This window comes from Curtobacterium sp. ISL-83 (assembly GCF_018613895.1).
Classification (GTDB): domain Bacteria; phylum Actinomycetota; class Actinomycetes; order Actinomycetales; family Microbacteriaceae; genus Curtobacterium.
Genome location: NZ_JAGGPH010000013.1, coordinates 258,038 through 284,861 on the forward strand (window position 1 = coordinate 258,038; position 26,824 = coordinate 284,861).

The 26,824-nt window shown below is 71.0% G+C and carries 21 protein-coding genes and 1 tRNA gene; 11 read left to right on the plus strand and 11 right to left on the minus strand.

What is annotated here, in order from left to right; all coding sequences use genetic code 11:
- The first annotated feature begins 9 nt into the window (after positions 1–9).
- The 4 genes from J7E22_RS13910 (at position 10) to J7E22_RS13925 (ending at position 5,060) form a co-directional block, all read left to right on the plus strand.
- Positions 10–2,640 carry an MMPL family transporter gene (locus tag J7E22_RS13910; protein WP_214982407.1) on the plus strand — a complete coding sequence of 877 codons (2,631 nt, stop codon included), beginning with the start codon at positions 10–12 and terminating at the stop codon, positions 2,638–2,640.
- A 358-nt stretch (positions 2,641–2,998) separates the two neighbouring features.
- Entirely contained in the window at positions 2,999–3,442 is a 444-nt protein-coding gene (locus tag J7E22_RS13915) for a MarR family winged helix-turn-helix transcriptional regulator (protein WP_214982408.1), read from the plus strand.
- A gap of 256 nt (positions 3,443–3,698) precedes the next feature.
- Positions 3,699–3,911 (plus strand): hypothetical protein, encoded by a 213-nt coding sequence (locus J7E22_RS13920; protein ID WP_214982409.1) that lies wholly within the window; start codon positions 3,699–3,701, stop codon positions 3,909–3,911.
- 63 nt (positions 3,912–3,974) lie between these two features.
- Positions 3,975–5,060 carry an alkene reductase gene (locus J7E22_RS13925; protein WP_214982410.1) on the plus strand — a complete coding sequence of 362 codons (1,086 nt, stop codon included), beginning with the start codon at positions 3,975–3,977 and terminating at the stop codon, positions 5,058–5,060.
- Between the two features lie 84 nt (positions 5,061–5,144).
- Here the strand turns inward: J7E22_RS13925 and J7E22_RS13930 are convergent, their stop codons facing one another.
- The 5 genes from J7E22_RS13930 to J7E22_RS13950 form a co-directional block, all read right to left on the minus strand.
- A complete protein-coding gene (locus tag J7E22_RS13930; RefSeq protein WP_214982411.1) occupies positions 5,145–5,948 on the minus strand; it encodes a family 1 encapsulin nanocompartment shell protein in 804 nt (267 codons plus the stop codon).
- A gap of 4 nt (positions 5,949–5,952) precedes the next feature.
- Entirely contained in the window at positions 5,953–7,050 is a 1,098-nt protein-coding gene (locus tag J7E22_RS13935) for a Dyp-type peroxidase (protein ID WP_214982412.1), read from the minus strand.
- Positions 7,051–7,942: 892 nt separating this feature from the next.
- Positions 7,943–8,015, minus strand: a tRNA-Arg gene (locus J7E22_RS13940).
- 140 nt (positions 8,016–8,155) lie between these two features.
- A complete protein-coding gene (locus J7E22_RS13945) occupies positions 8,156–8,926 on the minus strand; it encodes a dienelactone hydrolase family protein (protein ID WP_214982413.1) in 771 nt (256 codons plus the stop codon).
- A gap of 28 nt (positions 8,927–8,954) precedes the next feature.
- The gene (locus J7E22_RS13950; RefSeq protein WP_214982414.1) at positions 8,955–10,376 is read right to left on the minus strand and encodes a glucose-6-phosphate dehydrogenase; all 1,422 of its coding nucleotides are present in this window, start codon (positions 10,374–10,376) and stop codon (positions 8,955–8,957) included.
- Positions 10,377–10,457: 81 nt separating this feature from the next.
- On the opposite strand from J7E22_RS13950, the gene J7E22_RS13955 reads away from it, so the two are divergent.
- From J7E22_RS13955 to J7E22_RS13975, 5 genes are all read left to right on the plus strand, one after another.
- Complete coding sequence (locus J7E22_RS13955) at positions 10,458–11,627, plus strand: Gfo/Idh/MocA family protein (protein WP_251009117.1); 1,170 nt, start codon at positions 10,458–10,460, stop codon at positions 11,625–11,627.
- Positions 11,624–12,550: a sugar phosphate isomerase/epimerase gene (locus J7E22_RS13960; protein WP_214982415.1), complete on the plus strand. Its 927-nt coding sequence runs from the start codon at positions 11,624–11,626 to the stop codon at positions 12,548–12,550. Before J7E22_RS13955 ends, J7E22_RS13960 begins: the two co-directional genes overlap by 4 nt.
- Before the next feature lie 137 nt (positions 12,551–12,687).
- Positions 12,688–14,502: a thiamine pyrophosphate-requiring protein gene (locus J7E22_RS13965; RefSeq protein WP_214982416.1), complete on the plus strand. Its 1,815-nt coding sequence runs from the start codon at positions 12,688–12,690 to the stop codon at positions 14,500–14,502.
- Positions 14,503–14,622: 120 nt separating this feature from the next.
- The gene (locus J7E22_RS13970) at positions 14,623–16,965 is read left to right on the plus strand and encodes a bifunctional UDP-sugar hydrolase/5'-nucleotidase (RefSeq protein ID WP_214982417.1); all 2,343 of its coding nucleotides are present in this window, start codon (positions 14,623–14,625) and stop codon (positions 16,963–16,965) included.
- A 138-nt stretch (positions 16,966–17,103) separates the two neighbouring features.
- Positions 17,104–17,388 (plus strand): hypothetical protein, encoded by a 285-nt coding sequence (locus J7E22_RS13975; protein ID WP_214982418.1) that lies wholly within the window; start codon positions 17,104–17,106, stop codon positions 17,386–17,388.
- Positions 17,389–17,690: 302 nt separating this feature from the next.
- Here J7E22_RS13975 and J7E22_RS13980 read toward each other — a convergent pair whose 3' ends face one another.
- Positions 17,691–18,164, minus strand: a complete 474-nt coding sequence (locus tag J7E22_RS13980) for a MarR family winged helix-turn-helix transcriptional regulator (protein WP_214982419.1) — start codon at positions 18,162–18,164, stop codon at positions 17,691–17,693.
- Between the two features lie 41 nt (positions 18,165–18,205).
- Here J7E22_RS13980 and J7E22_RS18300 point away from each other — a divergent pair, with 41 nt between their 5' ends.
- The gene (locus J7E22_RS18300; protein ID WP_214982420.1) at positions 18,206–19,087 is read left to right on the plus strand and encodes an EamA family transporter; all 882 of its coding nucleotides are present in this window, start codon (positions 18,206–18,208) and stop codon (positions 19,085–19,087) included.
- A 92-nt stretch (positions 19,088–19,179) separates the two neighbouring features.
- Here the strand turns inward: J7E22_RS18300 and J7E22_RS13990 are convergent, their stop codons facing one another.
- The gene (locus J7E22_RS13990) at positions 19,180–20,904 is read right to left on the minus strand and encodes an alkaline phosphatase family protein (RefSeq protein ID WP_214982421.1); all 1,725 of its coding nucleotides are present in this window, start codon (positions 20,902–20,904) and stop codon (positions 19,180–19,182) included.
- Between the two features lie 153 nt (positions 20,905–21,057).
- Positions 21,058–21,927, minus strand: a complete 870-nt coding sequence (locus tag J7E22_RS13995) for an oxidoreductase (RefSeq protein ID WP_285439911.1) — start codon at positions 21,925–21,927, stop codon at positions 21,058–21,060.
- Between the two features lie 109 nt (positions 21,928–22,036).
- Here J7E22_RS13995 and J7E22_RS14000 point away from each other — a divergent pair, with 109 nt between their 5' ends.
- On the plus strand, positions 22,037–22,459 hold the full coding sequence (locus J7E22_RS14000) for a helix-turn-helix domain-containing protein (RefSeq protein WP_214982422.1): 423 nt from the start codon (positions 22,037–22,039) through the stop codon (positions 22,457–22,459).
- Between the two features lie 238 nt (positions 22,460–22,697).
- Here J7E22_RS14000 and J7E22_RS14005 read toward each other — a convergent pair whose 3' ends face one another.
- Genes J7E22_RS14005 through efeU form a run of 3 tightly spaced genes read right to left on the minus strand, consistent with a single transcriptional unit; the run spans position 22,698 to position 26,798 of the window.
- Complete coding sequence (locus J7E22_RS14005) at positions 22,698–23,990, minus strand: Dyp-type peroxidase (RefSeq protein ID WP_214982423.1); 1,293 nt, start codon at positions 23,988–23,990, stop codon at positions 22,698–22,700.
- Positions 23,987–25,210, minus strand: a complete 1,224-nt coding sequence (gene efeO / locus J7E22_RS14010; RefSeq protein ID WP_214982424.1) for an iron uptake system protein EfeO — start codon at positions 25,208–25,210, stop codon at positions 23,987–23,989. The genes J7E22_RS14005 and efeO overlap by 4 nt, the downstream gene beginning before the upstream one ends.
- Positions 25,197–26,798, minus strand: a complete 1,602-nt coding sequence (gene efeU, locus J7E22_RS14015; protein WP_214982425.1) for an iron uptake transporter permease EfeU — start codon at positions 26,796–26,798, stop codon at positions 25,197–25,199. Before efeU ends, efeO begins: the two co-directional genes overlap by 14 nt.
- Positions 26,799–26,824 lie beyond the last annotated feature (26 nt).

Sequence of the window (26,824 nt, forward strand, 5' to 3'; positions counted from 1 at the left end):
GGCAACCGCATGGCCGGCCTCCTCTACCGACTCGGGCGATTCTCCGCCCGGCGCCACTGGCTCGTGATCATCGCCTGGATCGTGATCATGGGCATCGCCGGGCTGACGTACAGCCTGTTCGCGGGCACGATCTCGTCGTCGATCAGCATCCCCGGCACCAAGACCAGCCAGGTGCAGGACCAGCTCGCGAAGAAGTTCCCGTCGGCGAACGGCGGCAACGGGACGATCGTGTTCCGGACGAGCGACGGCAAGGTGTTCACCGACGCCCAGAAGTCCGAGGTCAAGACGTTCCTCAAGAACACCGAGGACCTGCAGGGCGTCAAGGGCTCCACCGACGGGTTCACCACGCAGGCCACGCTGGACGCCCAGCGGCAGAAGGTGGTCGACGGCCGCAAGCAGCTCAGCGACGCCCGCGCGAAGATCGCGAGCGGACAGCAGCAGCTCGACGCGCAGAAGGCGAAGCTGACCGCGGGCAAGGCCCAGATCGCCGCCGCCCAGCAGCAGCTCGACGCCAAGAAGGCCCAGGTGCAGTCCGCCGGTCCCGCCGCGGCAGCCGCAGCCCAGGCGCAACTCGCCGCGGCCCAGGCGCAGATCGATGCGCAGCAGCAGCCGATCACCGCTGCGGAGGCCCAGCTCGCAGCGGCGCAGCAGACGATCACCGCGAACACCGCGAAGATCGACGACCAGGCGCGACAGCTCGAACAGGGCTCGAAGCTCCTCGACCTGTCGAAGGACATCCGCTTCGTCTCGTCGAACGGGGCCGCCGCGATCGGCACCGTGCAGTTCACGAAGTCCACGTACGAGGTCCCGCAGTCCACGAAGCAGGCGATCTCGGACCGGGCCGACCACGCCGACATCTCGGGCGTCGACGTCTACGTGTCGAACGACATCGCGCAGGGTGTGCCGTCGATCCTCGGCCCCGGCGAGATCATCGGTGTCATCGTCGCCGCGCTCGTGCTGTTCCTGATGCTCCGCACCGTCATCGGCGCCGCGATCCCGCTCCTCTCGGCAGTCCTCGGCGTCGGCGTCGCCACCCTGGCGTCCCTGTCGTTCTCGAGCCTGGTCGAGTTCATCTCGGTCACGCCCGTGCTGGGGGTGATGCTCGGGTTGGCGGTCGGCATCGACTACTCGCTGTTCATCCTGAACCGACACCGGACACAGCTGCGCCAAGGCATGAGCGTGCACGAGTCCATCGGGCTCGCGAACGGCACGTCCGGCAACGCGGTGGTCTTCGCGGGCACGACGGTCATCGTCGCCCTGCTCGCGCTGAACATCACGGGCATCCCGTTCCTCGGCCTGATGGGCACCGTCGGCGCCGTCGCGGTCCTGTTCGCGATCCTCATCGCCACGTCGTTCACCCCGGCGCTGCTGTCCGTGATCGGCATGCGGATCCTGCGCCGCAAGGAGCGCGAGCGCATCGGCAACACCGGCTCCACCCGGGTGCCGAACAAGCCGATGTCGACCCTCCGTGCGGTCGTGACGCTCGTGCTCGGTGTCGCCGTCCTCGGCACCATCGCGCTGCCGGCGACGCAGATGCGTCTCGGCCTGCCGAGCGGCTCGTCCGAGGCCACCGACTCCGCGCAGTACAAGGCGTACAAGACGCTCGACAAGGACTTCGGCGCCGGTCAGAACGGTCCGCTCCTGGTCGTCGCCGACCTGCCGAAGTCGATCAGCAAGGACGACGTCCTCGCGAGGGAGGTCACGATCGGCCAGGCCTTGGCGAAGAACCACGACGTCAAGGCCGTGCTGCCCATCGGCGCCTCGAACGACCGCAGCATCATCGCGTTCCAGATCAAGCCCTCGGGCGGGCCGGACAGCATCTCCACCGAGACCCTCGTCCGGGACCTGCGTGCGCAGACCGTGACCACCTCGGACGGCACGGTGACGCTCGGCGTCGCGGGCAACGCGAGCGCGAACATCGACGTGTCCGAGAAGCTCTCGAACGTGCTGCCGCTCTACCTGGCGGTGGTGGTCGGACTGTCGCTCATCATCCTGATCATCGTGTTCCGCTCGTTCCTCGTCCCGATCACCGCGACGGCGGGCTTCATCCTGTCGGTGCTCGCCTCGTTCGGTGGCCTGACGGCGATCTACCAGTGGGGCTGGTTCGGCTCCGTGTTCGGCGTGCACGACCCGGCGCCGATCCTGAGCTTCCTGCCCATCATCGAGATCGGCATCCTGTTCGGCCTCGCGATGGACTACCAGCTGTTCCTGGTGTCCGGCATGCGGGAGGCCTACGCCCACGGCGCCTCGGCCAAGGTCGCGGTCCAGCGCGGTCTGCACGCCGGTCGAGCGGTGGTCACGGCGGCCGCGATCATCATGATCTCGGTGTTCGCCGGGTTCATCTTCTCGGACTCGTCCACGATCAAGCCGATCGGGTTCGGGCTGGCGTTCGGCGTCCTGCTCGACGCGTTCGTCGTCCGCATGCTGCTCATCCCCGCGGTGATGCACCTGCTCGGCCGGAGCGCCTGGTGGATCCCGAAGTGGCTCGACCGGATCCTGCCGGACGTCGACGTCGAGGGCGCCCAGCTCGAGCGGACGCACCCGGCCGGCCACGGGGACGAGCACCACGGTTCGCACGCCGCTCCCGTGGAGCCGGACGCGCACCCGCACGAGGGGCACGCGCCGGCGCACCGCGCGTAGCGGGCGCGCTGCTCGGTCGCGTGGCCGGGAGGCCCGGTGCTGGTCCCTGGGACCGGCACCGGGCCTCCCGGCCGTCGCGGCGCGCCGCGTCGCTCGCCACTCGCTCGACCCGCAGTCCGCCGGCCGGAACATTGCCCCGCATCCTCCGACGAACCACGTGTCGATCGACTCGTGGTTCGTCGGAACATGCCCACGCAGCGGATGCGGGTGCATGTTCCGACGACGCACTCGCCGAACGACGGGTGATCGGTCGATGCATGCGCACGCAAGCACCGCGACCGGCGCCGGCCAGCCGAAGCCCGCGGTGCCCACCGCACTCCTCCCCACACCCTTCGTGCACGAACGGTATGATGGGCGGATGCACGAGACCGACCTCGACCCCCTGGCCCTCGACCGGCAGCTCTGCTTTGCGCTCGCGGCGACGAGCCGGAGCGTCATCGGGCTCTACCGCGACCTGCTCGACCCCCTCGGCCTCACACACCCGCAGTACCTCGTGATGCTCGCGCTGTGGGAGCAGGACCCTCGATCGGTCCGCGAGATCGCCCGCGAACTCCGGCTCGACTCGGCGACCCTCAGCCCGCTGCTCAAACGACTCGAGGCCTCCGGGTACGTCCGACGCACCCGCAGCACCGCGGACGAACGCCAACTCGAGGTCTCACTCACCACCGCGGGCCGAGCACTCCGCGAGCGGGCCCGGGCCGTCCCCCTCGCCGTTGCCGATCGCCTGGGGTGGCCGCTGGCGCGACTCGAAGCCCTGAAGGACGAGCTCACGGCCCTGCTCGAACTCGTCGACGAGGTGTGAGGACGCCGGTGTCCTCGTGAGACACCACCATCTCCGCGAGACGCCGCTGCGATCGGGGCCGTCTCGCGGCTGAGCCGGCGTCTCGCACTCACGCCGCCGTCTCGCACCGACGCCGCCGTGTCACGCCGGGGACATGCGCGACCGTCCCGCACGAACGCCGCCGTCTCGCACTCACGCCGCCGTCTCGCACCTGCACCGGGTGCGCTCCGCAGTCATTCGTGCCATAATCATTGGTGCACGAACGAAAGGACGAATCATGCGACGCTCCGGCAGTTGGTACGAGCGGTGGAACAACACCCTCATCGCCAAGATGGGCCCGTCCCAGATCGGCGCCGGCCACCCCGAGGGGATCGACGACCGCTCCGTCGACCGCGGCTGCCCGATCTGCGGCAAGCCCCTCTCGCTGCACACCGTCATCCGCCCCGAGGGCCAGGTCCGCTCCTCGACGCTGGTGTGCCCGCGCGACTGAAGATCTCCTCCAGATCGACACCACGGCGGAATTGCACCGAGCAACACGGTGTTCGATCGAAGCGTGAAGCTCTTCGAACCCGCCGACCTCGGCGCACTCCACCTTCGTAACCGCATCGTCATGGCGCCGCTCACCCGCACGCGCGCCGGCGAACGCGGGATCCCGAACGACCTGCTCGTCGAGCACTACGCCCAGCGTGCCTCCCTCGGCATGATCATCACCGAGGGCACCTGGCCCGTGCAGGAAGGCCGCTCCTACCCCGGGCAACCCGGCATCGAGACCGACGAGCAGATCGCCGGCTGGCGCCGCGTCACCGACGCCGTGCACGAGCGCGGCGGCACCATCGTGATGCAGCTCATGCACGGCGGTCGCGTCTCGCACACCGACATCTCGCAGACCCCGCGCATCGTCGCCCCCTCCGCCATCGCGGCCCCCGGCGAGACCCACACCGCGACCGGCAAGGCAGCCATGCCCGTCCCGCACGCGCTCACCACGGACGAGGTCCGCGACACCGTGCAGGGGTTCGTCCAGGCCGCCCGGAACGCGATCGCCGCCGGGCTCGACGGAGTCGAGATCCACGGCGCCAACGGCTACCTAGTACACGAGTTCCTCTCCCCCGTGTCGAACGTCCGCGATGACGTCTACGGCGGCACCCCGGAGAACCGCGCACGCTTCGCGATCGAGGTCGCGACCGCCGTCGCCGAGGCCATCGGTGCCGACCGCACGGGCATCCGCCTGTCCCCGCAGCACAACATCCAGGGCGTCCTGGAAGAGGACGACGCCGACGTCCTCGCGACCTACACCGCGCTCGCCGAGGGACTCGCACCGCTCGGACTCGCGTTCGTCGACGTCCTCAACGCCGACGTCGCGGGCGACCTCGTGCAGCACATCCGCCGCACGGCCGGCGCACCGTTCGTGGTGAACTCCGGCTTCGCGTCGATGACCACGCGTGACGAGGCCATCGCTCTGCTCGACGCCGGTCACGCGGACGCCGTCGCCGTCGGTCGACCGGTGATCGCGAACCCGGACCTCGCCGAGCGATGGGAGCAGGACGCCGAGCTCAACGAGCCGCGTCCGGAGCTGTTCTACGGCAACACCGGTGAGGGCTACGTCGACTACCCCACGCTCTCCGAGTCGCGCGCCGCGTAAGCGGTCGCGCCGGTCGCATTCCGCGACCACCACGCGGACGGGAGGCCCGGTGCCAGCTGGCACCGGGCCTCCCGTCCGTCTGCGCTACAGCAGGGTGCGGAGCGGGACGGCCGCCTCCGGCGTCACCACCCGGAACGTGAGCGATTCCTCGACGTAGAGGTGCACGTCCTGGGCGTCGTGGGCCGTGTAGCCGAGGGCCAGGTCCTGCCCGACGGTGAGCGAGAAGTCGCCGCCGCGAGCACTGAGGACCACCGAGCCACTGATGCCGGGCGTCCACTCGACGCGGCCGCCGAGGATCGCCTCGAGTTGCCCGAGGAGCGACGAGCCCGCGTCCTCGGTCTGCACGATGTCGACCCAGTCCTCCGGGCCCGCCGCCAACACGTAGGGCCCGGCGACGCCCGCGCTGCGGAGGGAGGCGACCGCAGCCGTGACCGCCATCCGGAACGACGCCGGCGTGCCGTCGTGGTCCTGGCCCTGGTGCGTGGAGGACGGCACGACGCCGACGATGCCCGCGGCGTCCCAGCCCTCGAAGACGACGCGGTTCTCGAACGCCGCCACCGTGAGGGCTGCGGCGTCGAGGGTGCTGACGTCGACGTCGTCCGCGCCGCGGGAGAAGTCGACGAGTTCGGCCAGCGGGATCGTGAAGTCCGCGCGGACCTCGGCGAGCGGGAGCACCCGGCGACGGCGCGCGGCGATGCCGGTCACGGTCGCGCTGACGGGTTCGGTGCGCCCGAGGTCGACGGACGATCGCTGCCAGCCGAGGGGGCCGTCGAAGTCGACGATCCGACGGGCACTGAGCGCGGTCGTGAGGCGCGCGCGGGCCTCCTGGTCGAGCATCTCCCAGGCGGCGGGGTCGAACGGGGCGAGGTGGCGGAGCAGGTGGTCCATGGCGTCATGCCCTTCCGGGTCGGAGGGACCCGAGGCCGAGGCCGGTCCCGTCAGTGCTGGGTGTGGGGGTGGTGGTGTCCGAGGGGGCGGTGTTGTTCGCGGTGTCGGGAGTGTGTTCTGTCTCGGACGAGTCGGGGGTCGGCGGCGCATCGGCGAGGGCGGCGAGCTGGGAACGGGACGGTGCGAAGAACGTGGTTCCGGTCGTCGCGGTCGAGAAGTCGAGCATCCGGTCGTAGCGGCCGGGAGGATCCCCGACGAACATCCGCTCGAGCATCCGCTCCAGCACCCAGAGGTGCCCCGTGTAGCCGATGAAGTACGTGCCGTACTCACCGTGACCCGGGCGACCGAACGGCATGTTGTCGCGGAGGATGTCGTGCTCGACCCCGGCGTCGTCGACGACGGTCGCGAGGCTCTTGTGCGACGGCCGGGCCTCGGTCTCGCTGTCACGTTCGACGTTGTCGGCCTTCGAGCGACCGATGATCGCCTCCTGCTGGTCGGTCGTCAGGGTTCCCCACGCGCCGAGGTCGTGCAGGTACTTCTGCACGACGACGTAGCTGCCGCCGGCCCAGTCCGGGTCGTCGTCACCGATGAGCGCTGCGCCCGCGAGCTCCTGCTCGACGGGGTTCGCGGTGCCGTCGACGAACCCGAGCAGGTCACGCGTGTCGAAGTACCGGAAGCCGGCGACCTCGTCGACGACGGCTGCGTTGGTCCCGAGCGCGTCGAGGAGCAGCCGCTCGAACTCGAAGCAGAGGTCCTCGCGGTCCGCACGGATGTGGAACAGCAGGTCGCCGGGGGTGGACGGCGCGGTGTGCGCGGGCCCGACCACGGGGGTGAACGGGTGGAGTTCCGCGGGGCGGGCCGACGGGGAGATCCGGGCCCACGCCTCCGCGCCGATCCCGACCACGCACGTCAGGTGACCGGCGAGGAACCGGAAGCCGACCGTCTTGATGAGGTCGTCGATCTCGGTGACGACGTCGAGGACGGTCGCGAGGTCCTCCGGGTCCGGGCCGATCGTCATCGTGAGGAACACGGCGGAGCGGGTGAGCGGGGCGAGGACGCTCTGGGCGTCGATGGGGACGCGGTCCCCGGTCGTCGGGCGCATCGGTGTCCTTCCGGGTGGTGGGTCCGCGGTGCGGCGGGGTGGGTGCCCCTGTCGCTGCGTGTGTCCAGGATGCCCTGGCAGTGGCGTGCCGTGGGAGACCCCCGCACAGACCCTCAGGGTCCCGGGGCGGAGGTGGGGGCTCGGGACGCCGGGACGCCCCCGTGCGCTCGAGACGCCCCCGTCTCACGAAGACGCCCGCGTCTCGCGGCCGGTCCGCCGCCCGACGCCTGACGTCGAGACGGGCCCGTCTCCGGGAGACACCGCGGTATCAGCGAGACGGAGCCGTATCCGGCGGCGTCTCTACGACCTCGCGGCGTCCCACGCAGACGCCGCCGTCTCACGCAGACGCGGCCGTGTCGCGGCGGGCCCGACGCCGAGACGGGCCCGTCTCCGGGAGACGCCGCGGTATCAGCGAGACGGAGCCGTATCCGGCGGCGCCTCGACGACCTGGCGGCGTCTCACGAAGACGCCGTCGTCTCACGCAGACGCCGGCGTCTCGCAGCCGACCCGCCGCCCGACGCCGAGACGGGCCCGCCTCCGGGAGACGCCGCGGTGTCAGCGAGACGGAGCCGTGTCCGGCGGCGTCTCGGCGACTTGGCGGCGTCTCACGAAGACGCCGGCGTCTCGCGGCCTGCCCGCGGCCCGACGCCGAGACGGGCCCGTCCACGGGCGACGCCGCGGTGTCAGCGAGACGGTGCCCTATTCGGCGGCGTCTCGACGACCTGGCGGCGTCCCACGCAGACGCGGGCGTCTCGCGGCCGGCCTGCCCGCACGCCCCCGTTCCGCCCGACCCACCGCTCCCCACGCACGACGAAGGCCCCGCTGCACTGCAGCGGGGCCTTCGTCTGTTCGGTGTTCTGCGACGGGCTCCGGTGACCCGGGACCGACACTGTGCGCTCGAAGGGACTCGAACCCCCAACCTTCTGATCCGTAGTCAGATGCTCTATCCATTGAGCTACGAGCGCGTGGCCTTGCGAGCCGTGGAAGACTCTACAGCAGGTCGCGCCCGCAATGCCAATCGAGCCGCCCGACCCGCCCGACCCGGCGTGTCGCCGAGCGGGCGGAGGGCCGAGCCGAGCGGGCGGAGGGCGAAGTGACCCAGGTGTCAGGCCGCGAAGACCTCGTCCAGGAACGCCTCGAGCGCCCGCCACGACCGACGGTCCGCCCGCTCCTGGTACTGCGCCCCGTGGTCGGGCGAGTCAGTCCCCGGCACCGCGAACGCGTGCATCGCGCCCGAGTAGGTCACGACCTCCCAGTCGATCGAGGGCACGGTGCGCATCTCGTCCTGCCACGCCTGCACCGCGGAGTCCGGCACGACGGGGTCCGCGCCGCCGGTGAGCACGAGGAGCTTCGCGGTGATCGACGAGACGTCGGCCGGCTCGTGCGCGATGAGGCCACCGTGGAAGGAGACCGCACCGACGAGCTCGGCGCCGGTCCGGGCGAGCTCGAGCGCGGTCGACCCGCCGAAGCAGTAGCCCATCACGACGATCCGCGCGGGGTCGACGTCCGGGTCGGCCCGGAGCCGGTCGAGGCCCGCCGTCGCGCGCGCACGCAGCAGGGGCAGGTCCTGGTAGAAACCGCCGGCGACCTGGCCGGCGGTGTCGTCGCCGGGTCGGATGCCGGCGCCGTAGATGTCCGCACCGAACGCGACGTAGCCGAGTCGGGCGAGCATCGTGACGCGGGCCTCGACGTGCTCGTTCACGCCGTGCCAGTCGTGCACGACGAGCACCGCCGGGCGGGGTCCGCTGATGGCGGCGTCCTTCGCGAGGACGCCTTCGAGGGCGGTGCCCTCGTGGTCGTAGGTGACGGTGTCGACGCGGATGTCGGCGCCGGCGGGTTCGGGAACGGTCTGGAGGACGTCGTCGATCGTGTTCACGTCATCGGACGCTACGCCGCGACGACGCTCATGCCTCGATGTTGTCCCAGTTCTCAGGCCCTTCCGACCCGGCGGGGTACTCGTCGAGCGGCGCGTCCCCCGATCGCCAGGCAGTGAGGAAGGGCTCGACGATCTTCCAGCCCTGCACGGCGCTGTCACCGCGGACCGAGAGCGTCGCGTCGCCCTCGAGCACGCCGGCCAGCACCTCCCCGTACGCACTGAGCCGCCCGGGGTTGAGCGTGGTCGACAGGGTGGTGTGGTCGATCGTGTACGGGTCGCCCGCGCCGTTCACGTTGATCTCGAGCTGCATCTCGTCGGGCGCGATCCAGATGCGGAGGCGGTCGGGGCGCTCGGCGCCGCTCAGCCCGACCGGCAGGTGCGGCGAGTCCTTGAACGTGATGAGGATCTCCCGACGCTGCTTCCCGAGGGCCTTGCCGGAGCGCAGGGTGAACGGCACGCCCGCCCAGCGCCAGTTCGCGATCTCGAGGGTCAGCTGCGCGAGGGTCTCGGTGCCGAGCGAGGGGTCGACCCCGTCCTCGTCGACGTAGGACGGCAGCGATCGGCCGTCGATCGTGCCGGCCGTGTACCGCGCACGCTTGCCCGAGGCGATGACGTCGCCCTTCCAGGGACGGACGGCCCGCAGCACGAGTTCCTTCTGCGAGCGCAGGTCGTCGGCCTCGATCGACGCCGGGGCCTCCATCGCGACGACCGCGAGCACCTGCAGCAGGTGGCTCTGGATCATGTCGGTGAGCGCGCCGGCCTTGTCGTAGTAGCGCGCGCGGTTCTCGAGCCCGAGGGTCTCGTCGTAGACGATGTCGACGCGCTCGACGTGCTGGGAGGACAGCAGCGGTTCGATGACCCGATTGGCGAAGCGGAGGCCGAGCAGGTTGAGCACCGTCGAGCGGCCGAGGAAGTGGTCGACGCGGTGGATGCGCTCCTCGGGGATGAACGAGTGCAGCAGGTCGTTGAGGTGCTCGGCGCTGGCGGCGTCGGTGCCGAACGGCTTCTCGAGCGCGAGGCGGGTGGTCGCCGGCAGGTCCAGGTGGGCGAGCTGTTCGCAGCTCTTCTCGGTGACGGCCGGCGGCAGGGCGAAGTAGATCGCCGGGTCGTGGTCGCACTCGCCGAGCAGGGTCGTCAGGTCGTCGGCGCTCGTGACGTCGGCCTTCCGGTAGTGCGACGCGTCGACGACGCGCTGCAGCCGCTCACTGAGCGTCGCGTGGCCGGACGCGCCCTCGTCCTCCTCGTTCTTCGACGCCTGCGCGTCTTCGAAGGCATCGTGCACGAGCTGCTTCCACGCGGCGTCGTCGAGGTCCTCGGCGCCGGCTCCGACGAGCTGGATGTCCCAGTCCGCCTTGACCTCGAGGAGGGTCGCGAGGCCGGGCAGGAGCAGGCGCTTGGACAGGTCGCCACTGGCTCCGAGGATGAGCAGGGTGGTCTGGAGGCTCGACATGCCCCAGAACGTACTCAGCCGTTCCGACACGTGGCCGGGTCTCGCCACTACGGTGGTGGCAGTCCGGCGCGAGGGAGCACCATGAGCAGTGGGTACGAGGGACGACGTCTGCGCGTCGCCGTGGTCGGGACCGGCATGATCGCCGGCGTCCACGTCCGTGCAGCGCGGGCCGCGGGAGCGGACGTCCTCGGCATCCTCGGTCGGACCCCGGAGCGCTCCCGGCAGGTCGCGGCCCAGCTCGACGTCCCGCGCGGCTACGGCTCGCTCGACGAGGTCATCGCGGACGCCCCGGACGTCGTGCACATCTGCACCCCGAACGGCCAGCACCACCCCCAGGCGATGGCGGTGATCGCGGCCGGCATCCACGTCGTCTGCGAGAAGCCCCTCGCGCTCGACCCGGCGCAGGCGGACGAGCTCGTCGAGGCGGCAGCGCGCGCGGGCGTCGTCGCGACCGTCCCCTTCGTGTACCGGTACCACCCGGTCGTCCGCGAGATCCGGGCCCGCATCGCCGAGGGCGACCTGGGCCGCGTGCTCGCCGTGCACGGCCACTACCTGCAGGACTGGATGCTCGACGAGGACGCCTCGTCGTGGCGGGTCGACCCGACCGCGAGCGGCCTGTCGCGCGCGTTCGCCGACATCGGCTCGCACTGGTGCGACCTGGTCGAGTTCGTGACGGGCGACCGGTTCGCGTCCGTCTCCGCCGTGACCGACATCGTGTACCCGACGCGACCGGCAGCGTCCGGCCCCTCGTTCTCCGGCTCTCCCGACCCCGATCCCCTCGCCGACGCGGCCGAGCGGGCGGCGGTGACGACCGAGGACACCGCGGTCGCGACCTTCCGCACCAGCACCGGCCGGATCGGGAACGTCGTCATCTCGCAGGTCTCGGCCGGCCGGAAGAACCGACTCTGGTTCGAGGTCGACGGCAGCCTGGGGTCCGCCGCGTTCGACCAAGAGCAGCCGGAGTCCGCGTGGTTCGGGAACGAACGTGGGGCGCAGATCATCGTGCGGGACCCGTCGCAGGGCAGCCCGGACCAGCGACGTCTGGCGATCGTGCCGGCGGGACACCCGCAGGGGTACCTCGACGCCTTCGTCGCGTTCGTCGCGGACACCCACGCGGCCGTCCGCATCGGTGGCGACCCGTCGGGCTGGCCGGACGGGCTGCCGACCTTCGCGGACGGCGCCCGGGCCGCGAACATCATCGACGCCGTGATCGGCAGCGCCGCCGACGGCGCGTGGAGGGGTATCCGATGAAGTTGGGGATGCTGACGGCGTGCCTGCCCGGGTGGGACCTGGCGCGGATCGCGGAGTTCGCGGCCGGTCAGGGCTACGAGCGGCTCGAGGTCGCGGTGTGGCCCGGCACCGGCGGTCGGGACTTCGAGGCGGCGCACCTGCCGGTCGCCACCTTCACCGATGGGGACGCCCAGGCGACCCGGGCGCTCCTCGACGAGCACGGCCTGGAGATCAGCGCGCTGGCGTACTACGAGAACAACCTGCACCAGGACCTCGACCGCCGCGCCGAGGTCCGCACGCACCTGTTCCACGCCGTCGACGCCGCTCAGCGACTCGGCGTGCCGTACGTCGGCACCTTCATCGGCCGCGACAACACCAAGTCGGTGCGCGACAACATGCGCGAGGGTGACCGGGTGCTGCCGGAACTCGTCGACTACGCCGGCGAGCGCGGCGTGCAGCTGATCATCGAGAACTGCGTGATGGAGGGCTGGCACCCCGACGGCTACCCGGGCAACATCGCGTACTCGCCCGAACTCTGGGACTGGGTGACCGGGCTCGGCTTCGGCCTGAACTGGGACCCGTCGCACCTGACGTGGATCGGGATCGACCCGCTCGAGACGATCCTGCCGTTCGCGGAGCACATCGTGCACGCGCAGGCGAAGGACCTGGAGCTGTTCCCCCGGGACCGGAACCGGTACGGCTTCTTCGGCAAGGTCGACAAGGGCGACGACCCGTGGGACATGGGCTGGTGGCGCTTCCGGGTGCCCGGTCGCGGTGTCGTGGACTGGCCGCACGTGGTCGACCGGCTGTACGAAGCTGGATTCGACGGCACGCTGAGCGTCGAGCACGAGGACCCGCTCTGGGGCGGTACGGACGAGAAGGTCCTGGAGGGCCTGCGGATCGCGCACCGGACGCTCCGACCGCTCATCGCGATCGAGCCCTGATCTGCTCGCCACCCGCAGGCTGATCGCCGGCCGGCGCATCGCCGGACTGGAGGCGCGGATCACGTCACCGACGTCGGTCGCGTGATCCGGGCCTCCAGTCTGGGAGACCGCACCTGCGGGCGGGGCACGCTGGACGCATGAGCAGGACCGTGAGCGACTTCGTCATCGACCGCATCCAGGCGTGGGGCGTCTCCCGCGTGTTCGGCTACCCGGGGGACGGCATCGGCGCGTTCGACGGCGCCCTGGGCAAGGCAGAGCGGAAGGGCGAGGGGTTGGAGTACGTCCGTCCCACGCACGAGGAGATCGCGGCGCTGATGGCGACCGCGCACGCGAAGTTCACCGGCGAGGTCGGCGTCTGCATCGCGACCTCCAGCCCGGGCGCCTTCCACATGCTCAACGGTCTGTACGACGCGCAGATGGACAACCAGCCCGTCGTGGCGATCCTCGGGCAGCAGGGCCTGGCCGCGATGGGGTCGTTCACGCAGCAGGAGTCGAACCTCGAGCGGGTGTTCGCGGACGTCGCCTGCTACGTCGAGACGGTGGCGTCCCCGGACGCAGTCGGCGTCGTGATCGACACGGCGTTCCGCACGGCGATGCTCCACAAGCAGCCCGCGGTCGTGATCTTGCCCCACGACGTGCAGTCCCTGAAGTACGAGGAGCCCGGTGCCGAGCACTGGGTCTCGCGCTCGAGCGCGGTCGCCGCGTCGACCCGCATCACACCGCCCGCCGACGAGATCGCACGCATGGCGGAGATCATCAACGCCGGTGAGCGCGTGACGTTCCTGGTCGGCGCCGGCGCCCGCGGTGCCACCGACCAGGTGCTCGCGGCCGCCGAGAAGTCCGGCGCCGGCATCATCACGGCGCTCCGTGGCAAGGACGTCATCCCCTCGGACGTGCCGTACCACACCCAGCAGGTCGGGCTCCTGGGGTCCCGCGCGAGCCTCACGCAGATGAAGCACTGCGACACGATCGTGCTCCTCGGGACGAACTACCCGTACGGCGAGTACTTGCCCGCCACCGGTCAGGCCCGCGGCGTCCAGGTGGACATCCGTCCGGAGCAGCTCGGGCTGCGGTACCCGAACGAACTGAACCTGTGGGGTGACGTCGGCGCGACGCTCGACGCTCTGCTGCCCCTGCTCGAGCAGACGACCGACACGAGCTGGCAGGAGAAGCTCGCGGGCGAGATGCGCGAGTGGGAAGCCGAGATGGCCCGCCAGGCAGCGGTCCGGTACGACGACGGCGTGAACCCGCGCCGGGTGATCCACGCGGTGAACCAGCACCTGCCCGAGGGCGTCACGGTGACGTGCGACGCGGGCACCACCGCGGACTGGTACGGCCACCACATCCGGCTGCGTCGCGGGATGCGCGGCGACATGTCCGGGCGCCTGGCGACGATGCTCGCGGCGATGCCGTACGCCGTCACCGCGAAGTTCGCCTTCCCGGACCGGCCCGCCGTCTGCACCATCGGCGATGGGGCGTTCCAGATGCTCGGGATGAACGAGCTCATCACCGTGAAGAAGTACATGGGCGGGTGGGAGAACAAGCAGCTCGTCATCGTGATCATGCACAACGACGACCTCGGCCAGGTCTCCTGGGAGATGCGGACCGAGGACGGCAACCCGATGTGGCGCGGGTCGCAGGACGTCGAGACGATGGACTACGCCGGGTACGCGGAGCTGCTCGGGTTCACCGGCATCGCGGTGCACGGGGACGACGAGGTCGAAGCGGCCGTCGAGCGGGCGTTCGCGAACCCGGGCGTCACCGTCATCGACGCGTACGTCAGCCGGAACGTGCCGCCGCTGCCGCCGCACATCAGTGCCGAGTACGCGATCAACACCGCGAAGAGCCTGTTGAAGGGCGACCCGGTCGAGGCCGGCGTGGTCAAGGACTCCGCGAAGGCGATGGCCGCCGAGGCCGTCGAGCGCGTGCGGGGAGCGTTCGGTCGCGACTGACCGGAGGCAGGCCCGCGGGCGACGTCGGGGTCGTGCGACCCGGACTCCGTGTGAACAGCGCGTGACGTGTTGCGGCGCACACTGGCGTGGCACCTGTGGGTCTGCATAGGTTCGAGCGTGATGAACGCGCACACCACCACACGCTCACGACGGTTCACCGGCGCCGCGGCCCTCGCCACGGCCGGGGTCCTGGTCGCCCTGTCCGTCCCGTCCGCCGCCTTCGCGGCCGACGGCGACACCACGATCGACATCCTCGACGTCAACGACTTCCACGGTCGCATCGAGTCCGAGGGGACGGCTGCCGACAAGGCCGCCGGTGCCGCGAAGCTCGCCGCCGTGGTGCAGTCCTACCGCGAGGCCAACCCGAACACGATCTTCGCCAGCGCCGGTGACAACGTCGGGGCCTCGACGTTCACCTCGTTGATCCAGCAGGACGCCCCGACGATCGACGCGTTGAACGCGATGCACCTCGACGTCAGCGCGATCGGCAACCACGAGCTCGACAAGGGCCAGGCGGACCTGACCGGCCGCATCGACCAGCGTGCGGACTGGCCGTACATCTCAGCGAACATCGTGCGGAAGGGCACGACCGACCCCGCGTTCACCCCGTACTCGATCGTCGAGAAGGGTGGCGTGAAGGTCGGCTTCATCGGCGCGACCACCGAGGACCTCATCCCCGGACTCGTCAGCCCCGGCGGCGTCGAGGGCCTCGCGATGGCCCCGATCGTCAGCCAGGTGAACCGGTACGCGGACCAGCTGACCGACGGCAACGCCGCGAACGGCGAGGCCGACGTCCTGGTCCTGCTCGTGCACGAGGGCGCGACCACCGGCGCCATCGCCGACGCGACCGGCACCGGCGCCTTCGGGAAGATCACCGCGGGTGTCTCGTCGAAGGTCTCGGCGATCGTCTCCGCACACACGCACGCCACGTACAACCACTCGATCGCGGGCCCGGACGGGACCAGGCGTCCGGTCATCCAGACCGGCTCCTACGGCGTCAACTTCGGGCACCTGCAGCTCACGGTCGGGGCCGACAAGCGCCTGACGGGCATCACGAGCGAGGTGAAGTCGGTCAACGCCGAGACCCGGGTGCCCGTCGACCGGTCGTCCGTCCAGGCCGTCACCGGCATCGTGACCGCCGCCAAGGCCGTCGCCGACGTCGAGGGCAGCAAGAAGCTCGGGCAGATCACCGGTGACCTCCGTCGCGCCGTGCAGTCCGACCGCAAGGCCGAGAACCGCGGTGGCGAGTCCGTGCTCGGGAACGACATCGCCGAGGTGCAGCGCTGGGCGACGGCACGCAAGGGGTCGCAGGTCGCCTTCATGAACCCGGGCGGACTCCGGACCGACCTGCTCTACGCGTCGAGCGGCCCCGGCGACCCGGACGGCTCCGTCTCCTACAAGGAAGCCGCGCTCGTCCAGCCGTTCGCGAACACCCTGGTCACCGAGGACATGACCGGCAAGCAGATCAAGGACGCCCTCGAACAGCAGTGGCAGCCCGACGGCCTGGAGCGTCCGTTCCTGAAGCTCGGCGTCTCCGACGGCTTCGCCTACACGTACGACCCGACCCGCGGGCGTGGCGAGCGCATCACGTCGATGTCCCTCGACGGCAAGCCGATCGCACTCACGGACAGCCTGACCGTCACGGTGAACTCGTTCCTGTCGACCGGTGGGGACAACTTCGCCGCCTTCGCCACCGGGACGAACAAGGCCGACTCCGGCGTGGTCGACCTGCAGGCGCAGGTGGACTCGTTCCTCGCGCACCCGACCGTGACGCCGCCGACCGACCAGCGCGCGGTGGGGGTCACGATCACACCGACCCCCGCGGGCGGGTTCCAGCCGGGCGACGAGGTGTCGATCGGACTCTCCTCGCTCGTGTTCAGCAGTGCCGACCCCGCTGCGGCCGGGACCGTCTCGGTGCGTGCCGGCGACCGGGTGCTCGCGACGGCCGACGTCGACCCGACGATCATCGACAAGACCGACGAGCAGGGGCGGGCGACGCTGCGGTTCACGGTGCCGAGCGCGACGGTTGCTCCGGGCGCCCCCACCGCACGGGCCGCTGCGGTCTCGGCGGTCGCTCCCGCTGCCGTGACGAACGAGCCGCTCGTCCTCACGCTGTCCAACGGGCAGACCATCACCCTCGGCGTGACGATCCCGGTGGCGGCCGCGGTCGACCCGGGGAACGGGCCGGGCACCGGACCGGGGAACGGCCCGGGTACCGACCCCGGGACCAACCCGACACCGGGCGTCGGGGGCACGGGGCCGGGCACCGGGAACGGTTCGGATGTCCCCGGAGCCGCCGGTGACCCCGCCGACACGGCTCCGACCGGTGCGCTCGCGTTCACGGGCGCAGACCTGGTCGCCCCCGGCATCGCCGCCGGGCTCCTGCTGCTCGCCGGGTTCACCACGCTGCTCCTCGTGCGCCGGAAGCGCGCCGCGCGTGACGCGACGGTCCTGACGGACTGATGCGTGCCTCCCGGCCCGTCGACACGGTGCCGGGACACCATGACGGGCCGCCCCGACCGGATGGGGCGGCCCGTCACCGGTTCAGCATGGTGTGCGACGAGCCTTCCGGCAGCTCGTGCCGGCGCGTAGCCTGCCGCCATGACGGAGACGCAGCGCACGGAGGACACCTGGCGGTTCCTGGTCGGGCGCCCGTACCGGTGGCAGGGCGTCGGCATGATCGGCCTCGGGCTGGTCTGGCTCGTGCTCGCCGTCACGGGTGACGGGCACCTTTGGCGCTGGATCGCCGGGGTGGCGTGGCTCGCCCTCGGTCTGGCGTCGCTGCTGGTGGCACGGTGGGATCACCGACACGGCCGCGGGCGGTACGCCGGGCGTGCACCGGAGAGCGAGCGAACGGATCCTGCGCTGCCCGTGGGCGATCGCTGACGCCGGCGGTTCGCGAATCCCTTCCGAGGGGGCAGGGGCAGAAGCGGTGCTCGGTGATGTCGCGTGCGGGACGCGCGCACGCGTCCCCTCGTTCTGCGGTCAGCTCGCGGACAGCGAGGTCGGGCCGGTGCCAGGCTGACGGCATGGACACGAGGGAGAAGCAGCGTCTGGTCACCATCGTCGGCGGGGGCATCGCGGCTGTGGTCGGCGTCGGGCTCGTCGTCGCTGCGCTCCTCGGTGCGATCTGACGACCCCCACCCAGACGTCGACGCCCTCGTCGACGACGGAGAACGGCTCGGCGATCAGGCGTCGAGCCGTGCGAGCAACGCGGCCAGGGTGGCACGTTCCGCGTCGTCGAGCGGCGCCAGCAGACGGCGTTCGGCTGCGAGGTGCTCGGGGAGGACGCGGTCAACGAGGGTCATCCCGGCCGCGGTCAGCTCGACGAGCTTGCCACGGCCGTCATCCGGGTTCGGCAATCGGCGGATCAAGCCCGCGAGTTCGAGTCGGTTGAGTCGCTGTGCGACAGCGCCGGACGTGATCATCGCGTCGACGGCGAGTCCCGCGGGTGTGAGCCGGTACGGGCGACCCTGTCGACGGAGTGTTGCGAGCACGTCGAAGGCCGAAGCGTCCACACCGTGCCGGGCGAACGTGCTCGCCAGGACCGCGTCGGTCTTGGCGGCCACTCGGCTGAGCCGGCCGATCACCGCCATCGGCGCCGGGTCGACGTCCGGCCGCTCGGCCCGCCACTGTTCGAGGATGCGATCGACGTGGTCCATGCGATCAGCATAATCGCTTAGCGCTAAGGTATCTTGGCGTCGTGCCAGACAACCTCCGCATCGTCGCCGTGACCGCGCTCGCTCCCGCGCTGTGGGGGACGACCTACATCACCTCGACGGCATTCCTCCCGACGGGACACCCGCTCCTCATCGCGACGCTGCGGGCACTCCCGGCCGGCATCGTCCTCCTCGCGCTGGGTCGCCGCCTTCCGCGGGGGTCGTGGTGGTGGCGCTCCGCCGTGCTCGGCTCCCTCAACATCGCCGCGTTCTTCGCGTTCCTGTTCATCGCGGCCGATCGACTTCCGGGCGGCGTCGCGGCAGTGACCGGCGGGATCCAGCCGCTCTTGGTCGCGGTCCTCGCGTCCAAGCTCATCCGCGAGGAACTGACGACGCGAACGATCGTCAGCGGCACGGTCGGCGTCGTCGGGGTGGCACTCGTGGTCCTGCGCGCCTCCGCGGCGCTCGATCCGGTGGGCGTCGGTGCTGCGCTCCTCGGTGCGATGTCGATGGCCATCGGGATCGTGCTCTCGAAGCGCTGGGCCGACGAGGTCCCTCCGCTCGTGACCACGTCGTGGCAGCTCATCGCGGGCGGCATCCTCCTCGCCGTCCTCACACTCGTCGCAGAGCCGTTGCCACGAGCGCACCCAGACGTGACCGAGGTCGTTGGCTTCGTCTACCTCGCCGTCGCGGGAACTGCCTTCGCCTACTTCGTCTGGTTCCGCGGGCTGGCGGTCCTGCCCGCCCGCATCCCGGCGTTCCTGGGGCTCCTGAGTCCGGTCGTCGCCTTGACCATCGGGCTCGTCGCCGCCGGTGAGCACCTGACGGCGATCCAAGGTCTCGGCGTCACGTTGGTCGTCGGGGCCGTCGGCTCCACCGTCCTCCGCCGTGCTGAACCTGCGCCGGGCGATCACCGTCCGGGGTGACGTCTGGTCTTCGGCACTCGGGAGCGGGAGGAACGACGTCGTCCCGCCGCGCAACCGCGGCGGGACGACGTCGTTGCTCCGTCAGCTCGTGCTCACCGCACGGGCAGCGTGCTCACGTGCTGCTCTCGGACGGCGCGGAGCTCCGACGGGTTGATGCCGAGCTCGTGCAGGATCGTCGGGGCGATCTGCGTCGTCTGGACCGTCGTCTTCACGACCTGCGCGTGACGATCGCGCAGCGAGGCGACCACGAGCGGCACGTTGCGGTCCGCCACGGACGCGCCCCCGTGCTCGGCGATCTTCTTCACGCCACCCGTGAAGACCACACCGGACTGCGCGACACCGATGAGGTCCGGCACCCGGTCGTCGGAGCCGGCGGCACCGACGTACGCCTTCGCGGCGCCCCCGGTGTACACGGCGCTCAGGCCGGAGTGACCCACCGTCGTGGAGAACACGCCCTTGGGGTCCTGCGCGGTGTTCGCCGGTGCGGTGTGACCGAGCAACCAGGAGCGCGCGAAGGACTCGGCGGCGGCGCTGCGGTCGCTCAGCCAGAGGAGCATGCCGTCGTCGTCCGTCGAGAACGTGACCAGTGCCGGTGCCTGCGGGTGCGTCTTCTTCCACGCATCGTTGATCGAGCCGATGATCGCGCTGTCGTCCACGCGGCGGAGCGTGGCCGGGTCGATCGGCGACTGCCCGTGCTTGGCGGACAGGATGATCGTCGTGTTCCCGGCGAGACCGTCGGCGACGACCTCGTGCACGATCGCGCCGAGCTGGGCGTCGACGGAGTCGAGCGCGCGGGACACCAGCGGGCCGGGCGTGCCGTTGCTCTGGTAGCCGCCGCTGAGCCCGTCGGACGTCGGGAGCTTCTGCGCGGTGCTGAGCGTCTGGAAGTTCATGCCGAAGACCGCCGGCGTCCCCACGTGGTGGGTCCGCGAGTGGTCGTACCCGTCGATCTCGTTGAGGACGGCGGCGACCTTCGTGGCGTCGTAGACCTGCGTCAGGGCGTTGTCGGTGCTCCAGTCGTCACCGGCGTTGTCGGCGACCGAGTTGATCTCGGGGGTGAACAGGTCCTGGACACCGGTCCCGGACTTGCCGTCGAGGATCGCGTACGCCGGGTGCTTGTCGGACCACGCGGTGCGCAGACCGTGCGACCGGGCCACCTCGAAGACGGTGTTCGTCTTCAGGTACTGACCGGGCTGGATCGGCAGGCACGTGGCCGGGTCGACGGGCAGCGCGTCCTGGTTGATGAGCGTCTGCGGGGTCGGCGTCATCTTCAGGATGGCCTTGGTGATCGCGTCGGCGCTCGCGAGGGTCTGCGCCTTCGTGTTCGTCGCCAGCGCCGTCAGGGCCGGGTCCGTCAGACCCTGGCCGGCGTCGAGCTGGATCGGCGACTGCGACCGGTCGATCGCCTCGGTCAGTGCGACCTCGGTACCCGGCGTCGCCGTGGTGCAGTCGCGCGTGCCGGGTGCGAGCAGGTCGCGGTTGTAGGTGTCGTCGTACCAGACGCCGCTCGCGGCCGGGGTCGCGCCGGTGAACTGCGCCACCAGGCCCGGGAACGAGTCCGACGGGAACGTCGTCTGGGCGTTCGTGTACTGGGTGCCGTGGCCGGCGAGCTGGGCCATGGTCGAGTGCGGGTGGCTCCGCACGAACGCGCTGAGGTCGCTCCGGTGCATGCCGTCCACCGAGATGACGATGACGTGCTTCGCGGTGCCCCGGTCGCCACCGCGCGAAGGCGTGGCGGAAGCCGGGGTGACCAGGAACGCGCCACAGAGCGCGGCTGCGCTGAGGGCGGCACCGGCGATGATGATCGGTCGTTTCACTGAGATCCTCCTTGGCGCTTGCCCCTGTGCAAGCGGTGGTCTGATTCAGCGCGATCTACGTTGCGCGTCGGTGGCCACCCCGTGAACGAGGGGCAACGATCCCGATCCTGCGGATGAGGGATCTGGCAGGAATGCCCCCAGGCGCCGCGCCGCTCACCCCGCCAGGTGGTCCAGCTCGCGGAGGTCGTCGGACGACAGGGTGAGCGCTGCGCCAGCGATGTTCTCCCGGAGGTGCGCGACGGATTTGGTGCCCGGGATCAGCAGGATGTTCGGCGACCGGTGCAGGAGCCACGCGAGCGCGACCGACATCGGTGTGGCGTCGAGCCGCTCGGCGACGGCGGAGAGCACGCCCGACTGGAGCGGGGTGAACCCGCCGAGGGGGAAGAACGGGATGTAGGCGATCCCCGCGTCAGCGAGGTCGTCGATGAGCCCGTCGTCCGACCGGTTGGCGAGGTTGTACCCGTTCTGCACCGACACGATCGGCGCGATCGCCCGCGCTTCGGCAACCTGGTCGGCGGTGGCGTTGCTCACGCCGAGGTGACGGATGAGTCCCTGCTCCTGCAACGCCGCGAGCGTCGCGAACGCTTCGCCGACGGGTTCCGGGACCGGCCCGTTCGTGTCGCCGAGGCGGAGGTGCACGAGGTCGAGCACGTCGACGCCGAGCGTCTCGAGGTTGTCGTCGATCTGCGCGCGGAGCTCGTCGGGCTTGCGGGCACGAGGCCACCCACCCTCCGCGTCTCGACGACCGCCCGCCTTCGTCGCGATGAACAGTTCCGGGGGGAACGGGTGCAGCGCCTCCCGGATCAGTTCGTTGACGACCCGCGGCCCGTACGTCTCGGCGGTGTCGATGTGTGTGATGCCGCTCGCGACGACGTCGCGGAGGACGGCGATCGCCGCGTCGTGGTCCTTCGGTGGGCCGATCACCCAGGGACCGGCGAGCTGCATCGCGCCGTACCCGAAACGGGAGACGGTGTGGTCGCCGAGGGTCCAGGTGCCGCCGGGCAGTGCGGTGGTGGTGCTCATGGGGGTGCCTTCCGGTTGTTGCGGATCAACGTGCCGTGGTCCACCCTGGACGTGCCGATACCCTTTCGGAAGGAGTTACCCAGAAGTGCGTTGATACCCGGAGGCGAGCATGGCGACCACCACGGCGGCGGAGAAGAAGGCAGCGGCGAAGACCGAGTACAACGCGTTCCTCGCAGCGTGCCCGAGCCAGAAGTTGCTCGCGCAGGTGTCCGGCAAGTGGGTGACCCTGGTGCTGTCCGCTCTCGGGAGTGGCCCGGACTGCGACGGCGAACCACGACCCATGCGGTACTCCGAGCTCGCGAGGGTCCTCGCGGGGGTCAGCCCCAAGATGCTGTCGCAGACGCTGAAGTCGCTCGAGCGCGACGGCCTGGTCGACCGGACCGCGGCCGCGACCGTCCCCGTGACCGTCACCTACGAGCTCACCGACCTCGGGCTCTCCCTGCACGAGACGGTCCGACAGCTCAAGCGCTGGTCCGAAGCGCACCGTGACGACGTGGCGGCGCATCAGGAGCGGTTCGACGCGGGCCGGTAGGACTGCCTGGAGGCACGACTCGCCTCCGCCCCACCGGGCGCGATCACAGATGGCCTGTCCCATCACCGATCGGCTCCCCGGAACCGCGAGCCGCGGCGTATCCTCAGCGTGTCGCATCGCGACGCGTCGCGCCGGGTTGCCTCTCATCCGCCGGCGGTGGTTCCGTTCGACGAGACCCCGCGGCGCGGGTGCCCTCCGTCTCCAGGGAAACGACGGAGGGCACCCCTCTCCCGCGTGCTCAGCGGAAGAGCGGCTCGCCGATGTACGAGCCCTTGCGCGGAGCCGGCGGGATCGCGAACACCGCGGAGCCGATGTGCGAGATGTACTCGTTCAACCGGTCGGACGCCCCGAGCTTCCGCTGCAACCGCGTGAAGTGGTCCGGGTCGTTCATGTACGCGGCGAACAGCAGTCCGGCGTCGAGCTGCCCGTACTGGTTCAACCCGTCGGTGTAGTTGTACGGGCGTCGGAGGATCTTCACGCCGCCGTTCGCCTCGTGCGCCGCCAGGGCGATGTGCGAGCGCGGGTCGATCTTCGGATCACCGCCGGACGCCGTGGCGTGGAAGTCCGGCGTGCTGAGCTCGCTGCCGCCGGACAGCGGCGCGCCCTCGATCTTCGTGCGCCCGAACACTCGCTGCTGGTCACTGACGACGTCGGCGTCCCAGATCTCGATGTTCATCCGGATCTTCCGGACCACCTGGTAGGTGCCGCCAGCCATCCAGCCGGCGTCGTTCCCGAGCCACACGAAGCGGCGGTACTCGTCGTCGGTGCTGACGTTCCGGGTGCCGTCCTTGAACCCCATCAGGTTGCGCGGTGTGGTCTGCGCCGGGCCGGCCGACGCACGTCCGAACCCGAGCACCGTCCACCGCACGGTCGCGGTGCCCCGTGCCATCCGCGCGAGGTCCCGCACCGCGTGGTACGCGACCTGCGGGTCGTCGGCGCACGCCTGCAGGGACAGGTCCCCGCCGGACAACGCCGCGTCGAGGTTGTCGCTCGGCAACGTCGGGATCGTCGCCAGGTGCTCGGGACGCTTGCCGGCGAGACCGAAGCGCTCGTCGAAGATCCCCGGGCCGAGCCCGACCGTCACCGTGAGGGACGCGGGACCGAGGTCGAGTGCCTCACCCGTGTCCGCACCGACGCCGTCGCCGTGCGCCGGTTCGACGCTGCCCACCGTCCTGCCGGCCTGCAACTGGGCGATCGCGGCGGACCAGCGGGCGAGCAGCACCTGCAGGTCGGTCGTCACGGTCGACGACATGTCGAACGTCATGAACACGCAGTACCGCTGCGGCGTCGTCTGCACGCCGCCCTGCGGTTGCCGTGCCCCGGTCGCGTAGAACGGGTGCTGCTGCGACGGGTCGATGGACTCGTCGCCGTTCGCCGCCGCCGCGAACGGGTTCACGCCCGTCGCCGCGGTGGCTCCGGCGACGCCCGCGACCGCGCCGACGCCGGCCCCCGCTGCTGCCAGGCCGGCGCCGATCAGGCCGCGCCGGGAGACGCGGGAACGTGCCGGCGTCTCCTCGTGCTCGTTCGTCACGCCGTGGCGACCTTCTCGGCCAGGCGCGACAGCGGGTCCTGCAGCGCCTGCACCTGCTGCGAGATCGCGTTCGCGTGCGCCGCCTTCGTCGCGGCGTCCCACGTGCGGAACCCGCCGAGCCCGCTGGCGTCGCGGAACCCGTCCATCATCGTGTTCGTCGCGTCGAACTGCTTCGCGATCTGCTTCGTCAGCGTCGGGTCGAGCTTGGTCAGGCCGGGCTTCAGGTACGCGAAGGCCTGGCGGGAGCCCTCGACGTTCGCGGCGAGGTCGACGAGGTCGATGTGGCTGTACGCCTCTTCCTCGCCGGTGATCTTGTTCGACTGGACCTCTTCGAGCAGGCTGGCGGCGCCGTTCGCCAGGTCCTCCGGCTTGTAGTCGAGCGTCGGGACGAGCTTCGCCAGCAGCTCGACGTTCTCGGTGAGGTCCGCGGCGGTCTGCTTGGTCGACGCGGTGATCGCGCCGGCCTGGAACAGGTCCTTCTCGACGGCGTGGAACCCGCTCCACCCGACCGCGGTGTCCAGGTTGGAGGCACGCATGTCGAGCAGGTAGTCCAGGTTGCCGGCGTTGTCCGTCGCCTTGTGGCCCTTCTTGACGAAGCCGTCGACGTCGCTCTCGATGTGCTCGTAGAACGGGCGCGCGTTCGCGTAGTCGGTCCGCGCTGCCGCGAGGTCGCCCTTGTCGACGTCCGCCTGCAGCTGCTTGACGGCCGCGACCATGTCCGTGACCTGGCCGTCGACGTACTGGGCGTAGCCCTTCGTGCCGTCCTGCAGCAGGGTGGCCGCGCTGCTGTTCGCCGTGGAGGCGACCTTGCCGGTGACGGTGAGGTCGGTCAACTCGGTCTCCGCCCCGGGGCAGTACACCTGGTACTTCCCGCCGGTGAGCGTCGCGGTGAAGGTCACCGCGCCGAGGCCGGGGGCGAGGTTCTCCTTCTCGCCCAGGATGCGCTGGTCCTGCAGCAGCTCGACCTCGGTGATCGCGGTCGACGACTCGTTCTTGACGGTGAACGTCACGGGGCCCGCGGGCACCTTCGACTCGGAGACGGCGCACTTGTCGGAACCGTCGTTCGTCAGGGTCACCGACACCCGGGACACCTTGCCGGCGTCCTTCGTGTCCCCGCCCGCCGACGGCGATGCTCCCGCACAGCCGGTCAGGGCGAGCGCGGTGACGACGCCGAGGGCGCCGAGGGTGATCAGGGGTCGAACGGTGCTACCGAACGGCATAGTCGTTGCTCCTTGCAGGGTCCGCCGCGACCGAGGCGCGCGACGGGTCGGTTCCGGGGACGGTCGGTTCGGGGTTCGGCACGCGCGCCGCGAGACGTCGGCGGTCGCGCAGCGCGAGCAGCAGCTGGGCGGCGGCAGCGATGCCGAGGGCGATCGGCAGCCACACCCGCCAGAGCTGCAGCTCAGCGGCCCGGGTCTGTCCAGCCGCCACCGCGGTGGCGGTCTGCTGGACGTGGGCAGCGGGGACACCCCAGACCGTGCGCTCGAGCGCGGTGGTGCGTCCGGACGGGAGGCCCCCATCGCGCAACGTGAGGACGGTGCGTTCTGAGCGGGTCGCGTCCAGGACGCCGCCACGGACGGCCCAGACCGTCACGGTGTCGCGGACCGACCAGGTCGCGGTGAACGGGCCCGGGTTGGTGCTCGGCGATATGCCGACGGGGATGCGTCCGAACATGCTGACGAGGTCGTCGAGGCTCAGCCGTGCCGGCCGGTCGCCCGGGAGCGCACCGGTGGTGACCCGCCACCGGTCGGCGGTCACGCCTGCGCGCTCCACGCGCTGGTGGGCCGACGCTGGCAGGGTGACCCGAGCCTCCCGGCCCGTGCCCGTCACGCGGAGGACGCCGGACGCTCCGTCGACGTCCGCCGTGACGGACGACGCGCCGCCCGTCACCGCGGTGGTCCGCGACGGGCTGACGGCGCCGGCGGGGACCGCCACCGCGAGGGCCACCGCGACGAGCGCGAACCCTACGGCGAACGCGACGCGGAACACGGGGACACGAGCGGGCGTCGGGCGCCACGCGCGCGGCCAGAGCGACAGGGCGAGGACCGGGACGACGTAGAGGACCCAGCCGAGCACCTCGATCACGCGGGGGTCCGGCGGGATGCCGAGCACGCCCGTGACCAGGGCGCCCTGGACGGACCCGTTCGGGGCGAGCCAGCTGAGGTCGACCGTGCGCTGCTGCCCGATGACGATCCACCCGGCCTCGTGCGCACGACGGAGGACCGTCAACACGAGCCCGCCGGCGACGAACACCAGGAAGATGCCCGTGCCAGTGAAGAACCCGCGGAGGTCGAGTCGGACGCCGCCCGTGTAGATGCCGTAGCCGATGACGACTGCACCGGCGATCCCCACGACGGCGCCGAGGGCGGCGAGGCCGGTGTCCGTGGACGCCTGGAACGTCGCGAGCAGGAACACCGAGGTCTCGAAGCCCTCCTTGAGGACGGCGAGGAACGCCATGCCGGCCAGGGCCCACGCGGTCCCCCGGCCGAGTGCGGCGGTGGCGCTCGCCTCGATCTCCTTCGTCAGGTTGCGCGCGTGGGTACGCATCCAGACGATCATCCCGGTGACGAAGACGACGGCGACGATGCCGATGACCGCCTCCATGCCCTCCTGCTGGGCCTGCGGCAACCCCTGCTCGACGACCTGCAGGCCGAAGCCGACGGCGATGCTCAGGACGACGGCCACGCCCACGCCGAGCCACATCGGCGCGAGCGGGACGCGGTTGCGGCGGAGGAAGGCGGCGATGATGCCGACGATGAGCGTGGCTTCGAGGCCTTCGCGGAGACCGATGACGAGTGTGGCGAGCATGACGTAGGTGAGGCTAACCTAAGTAC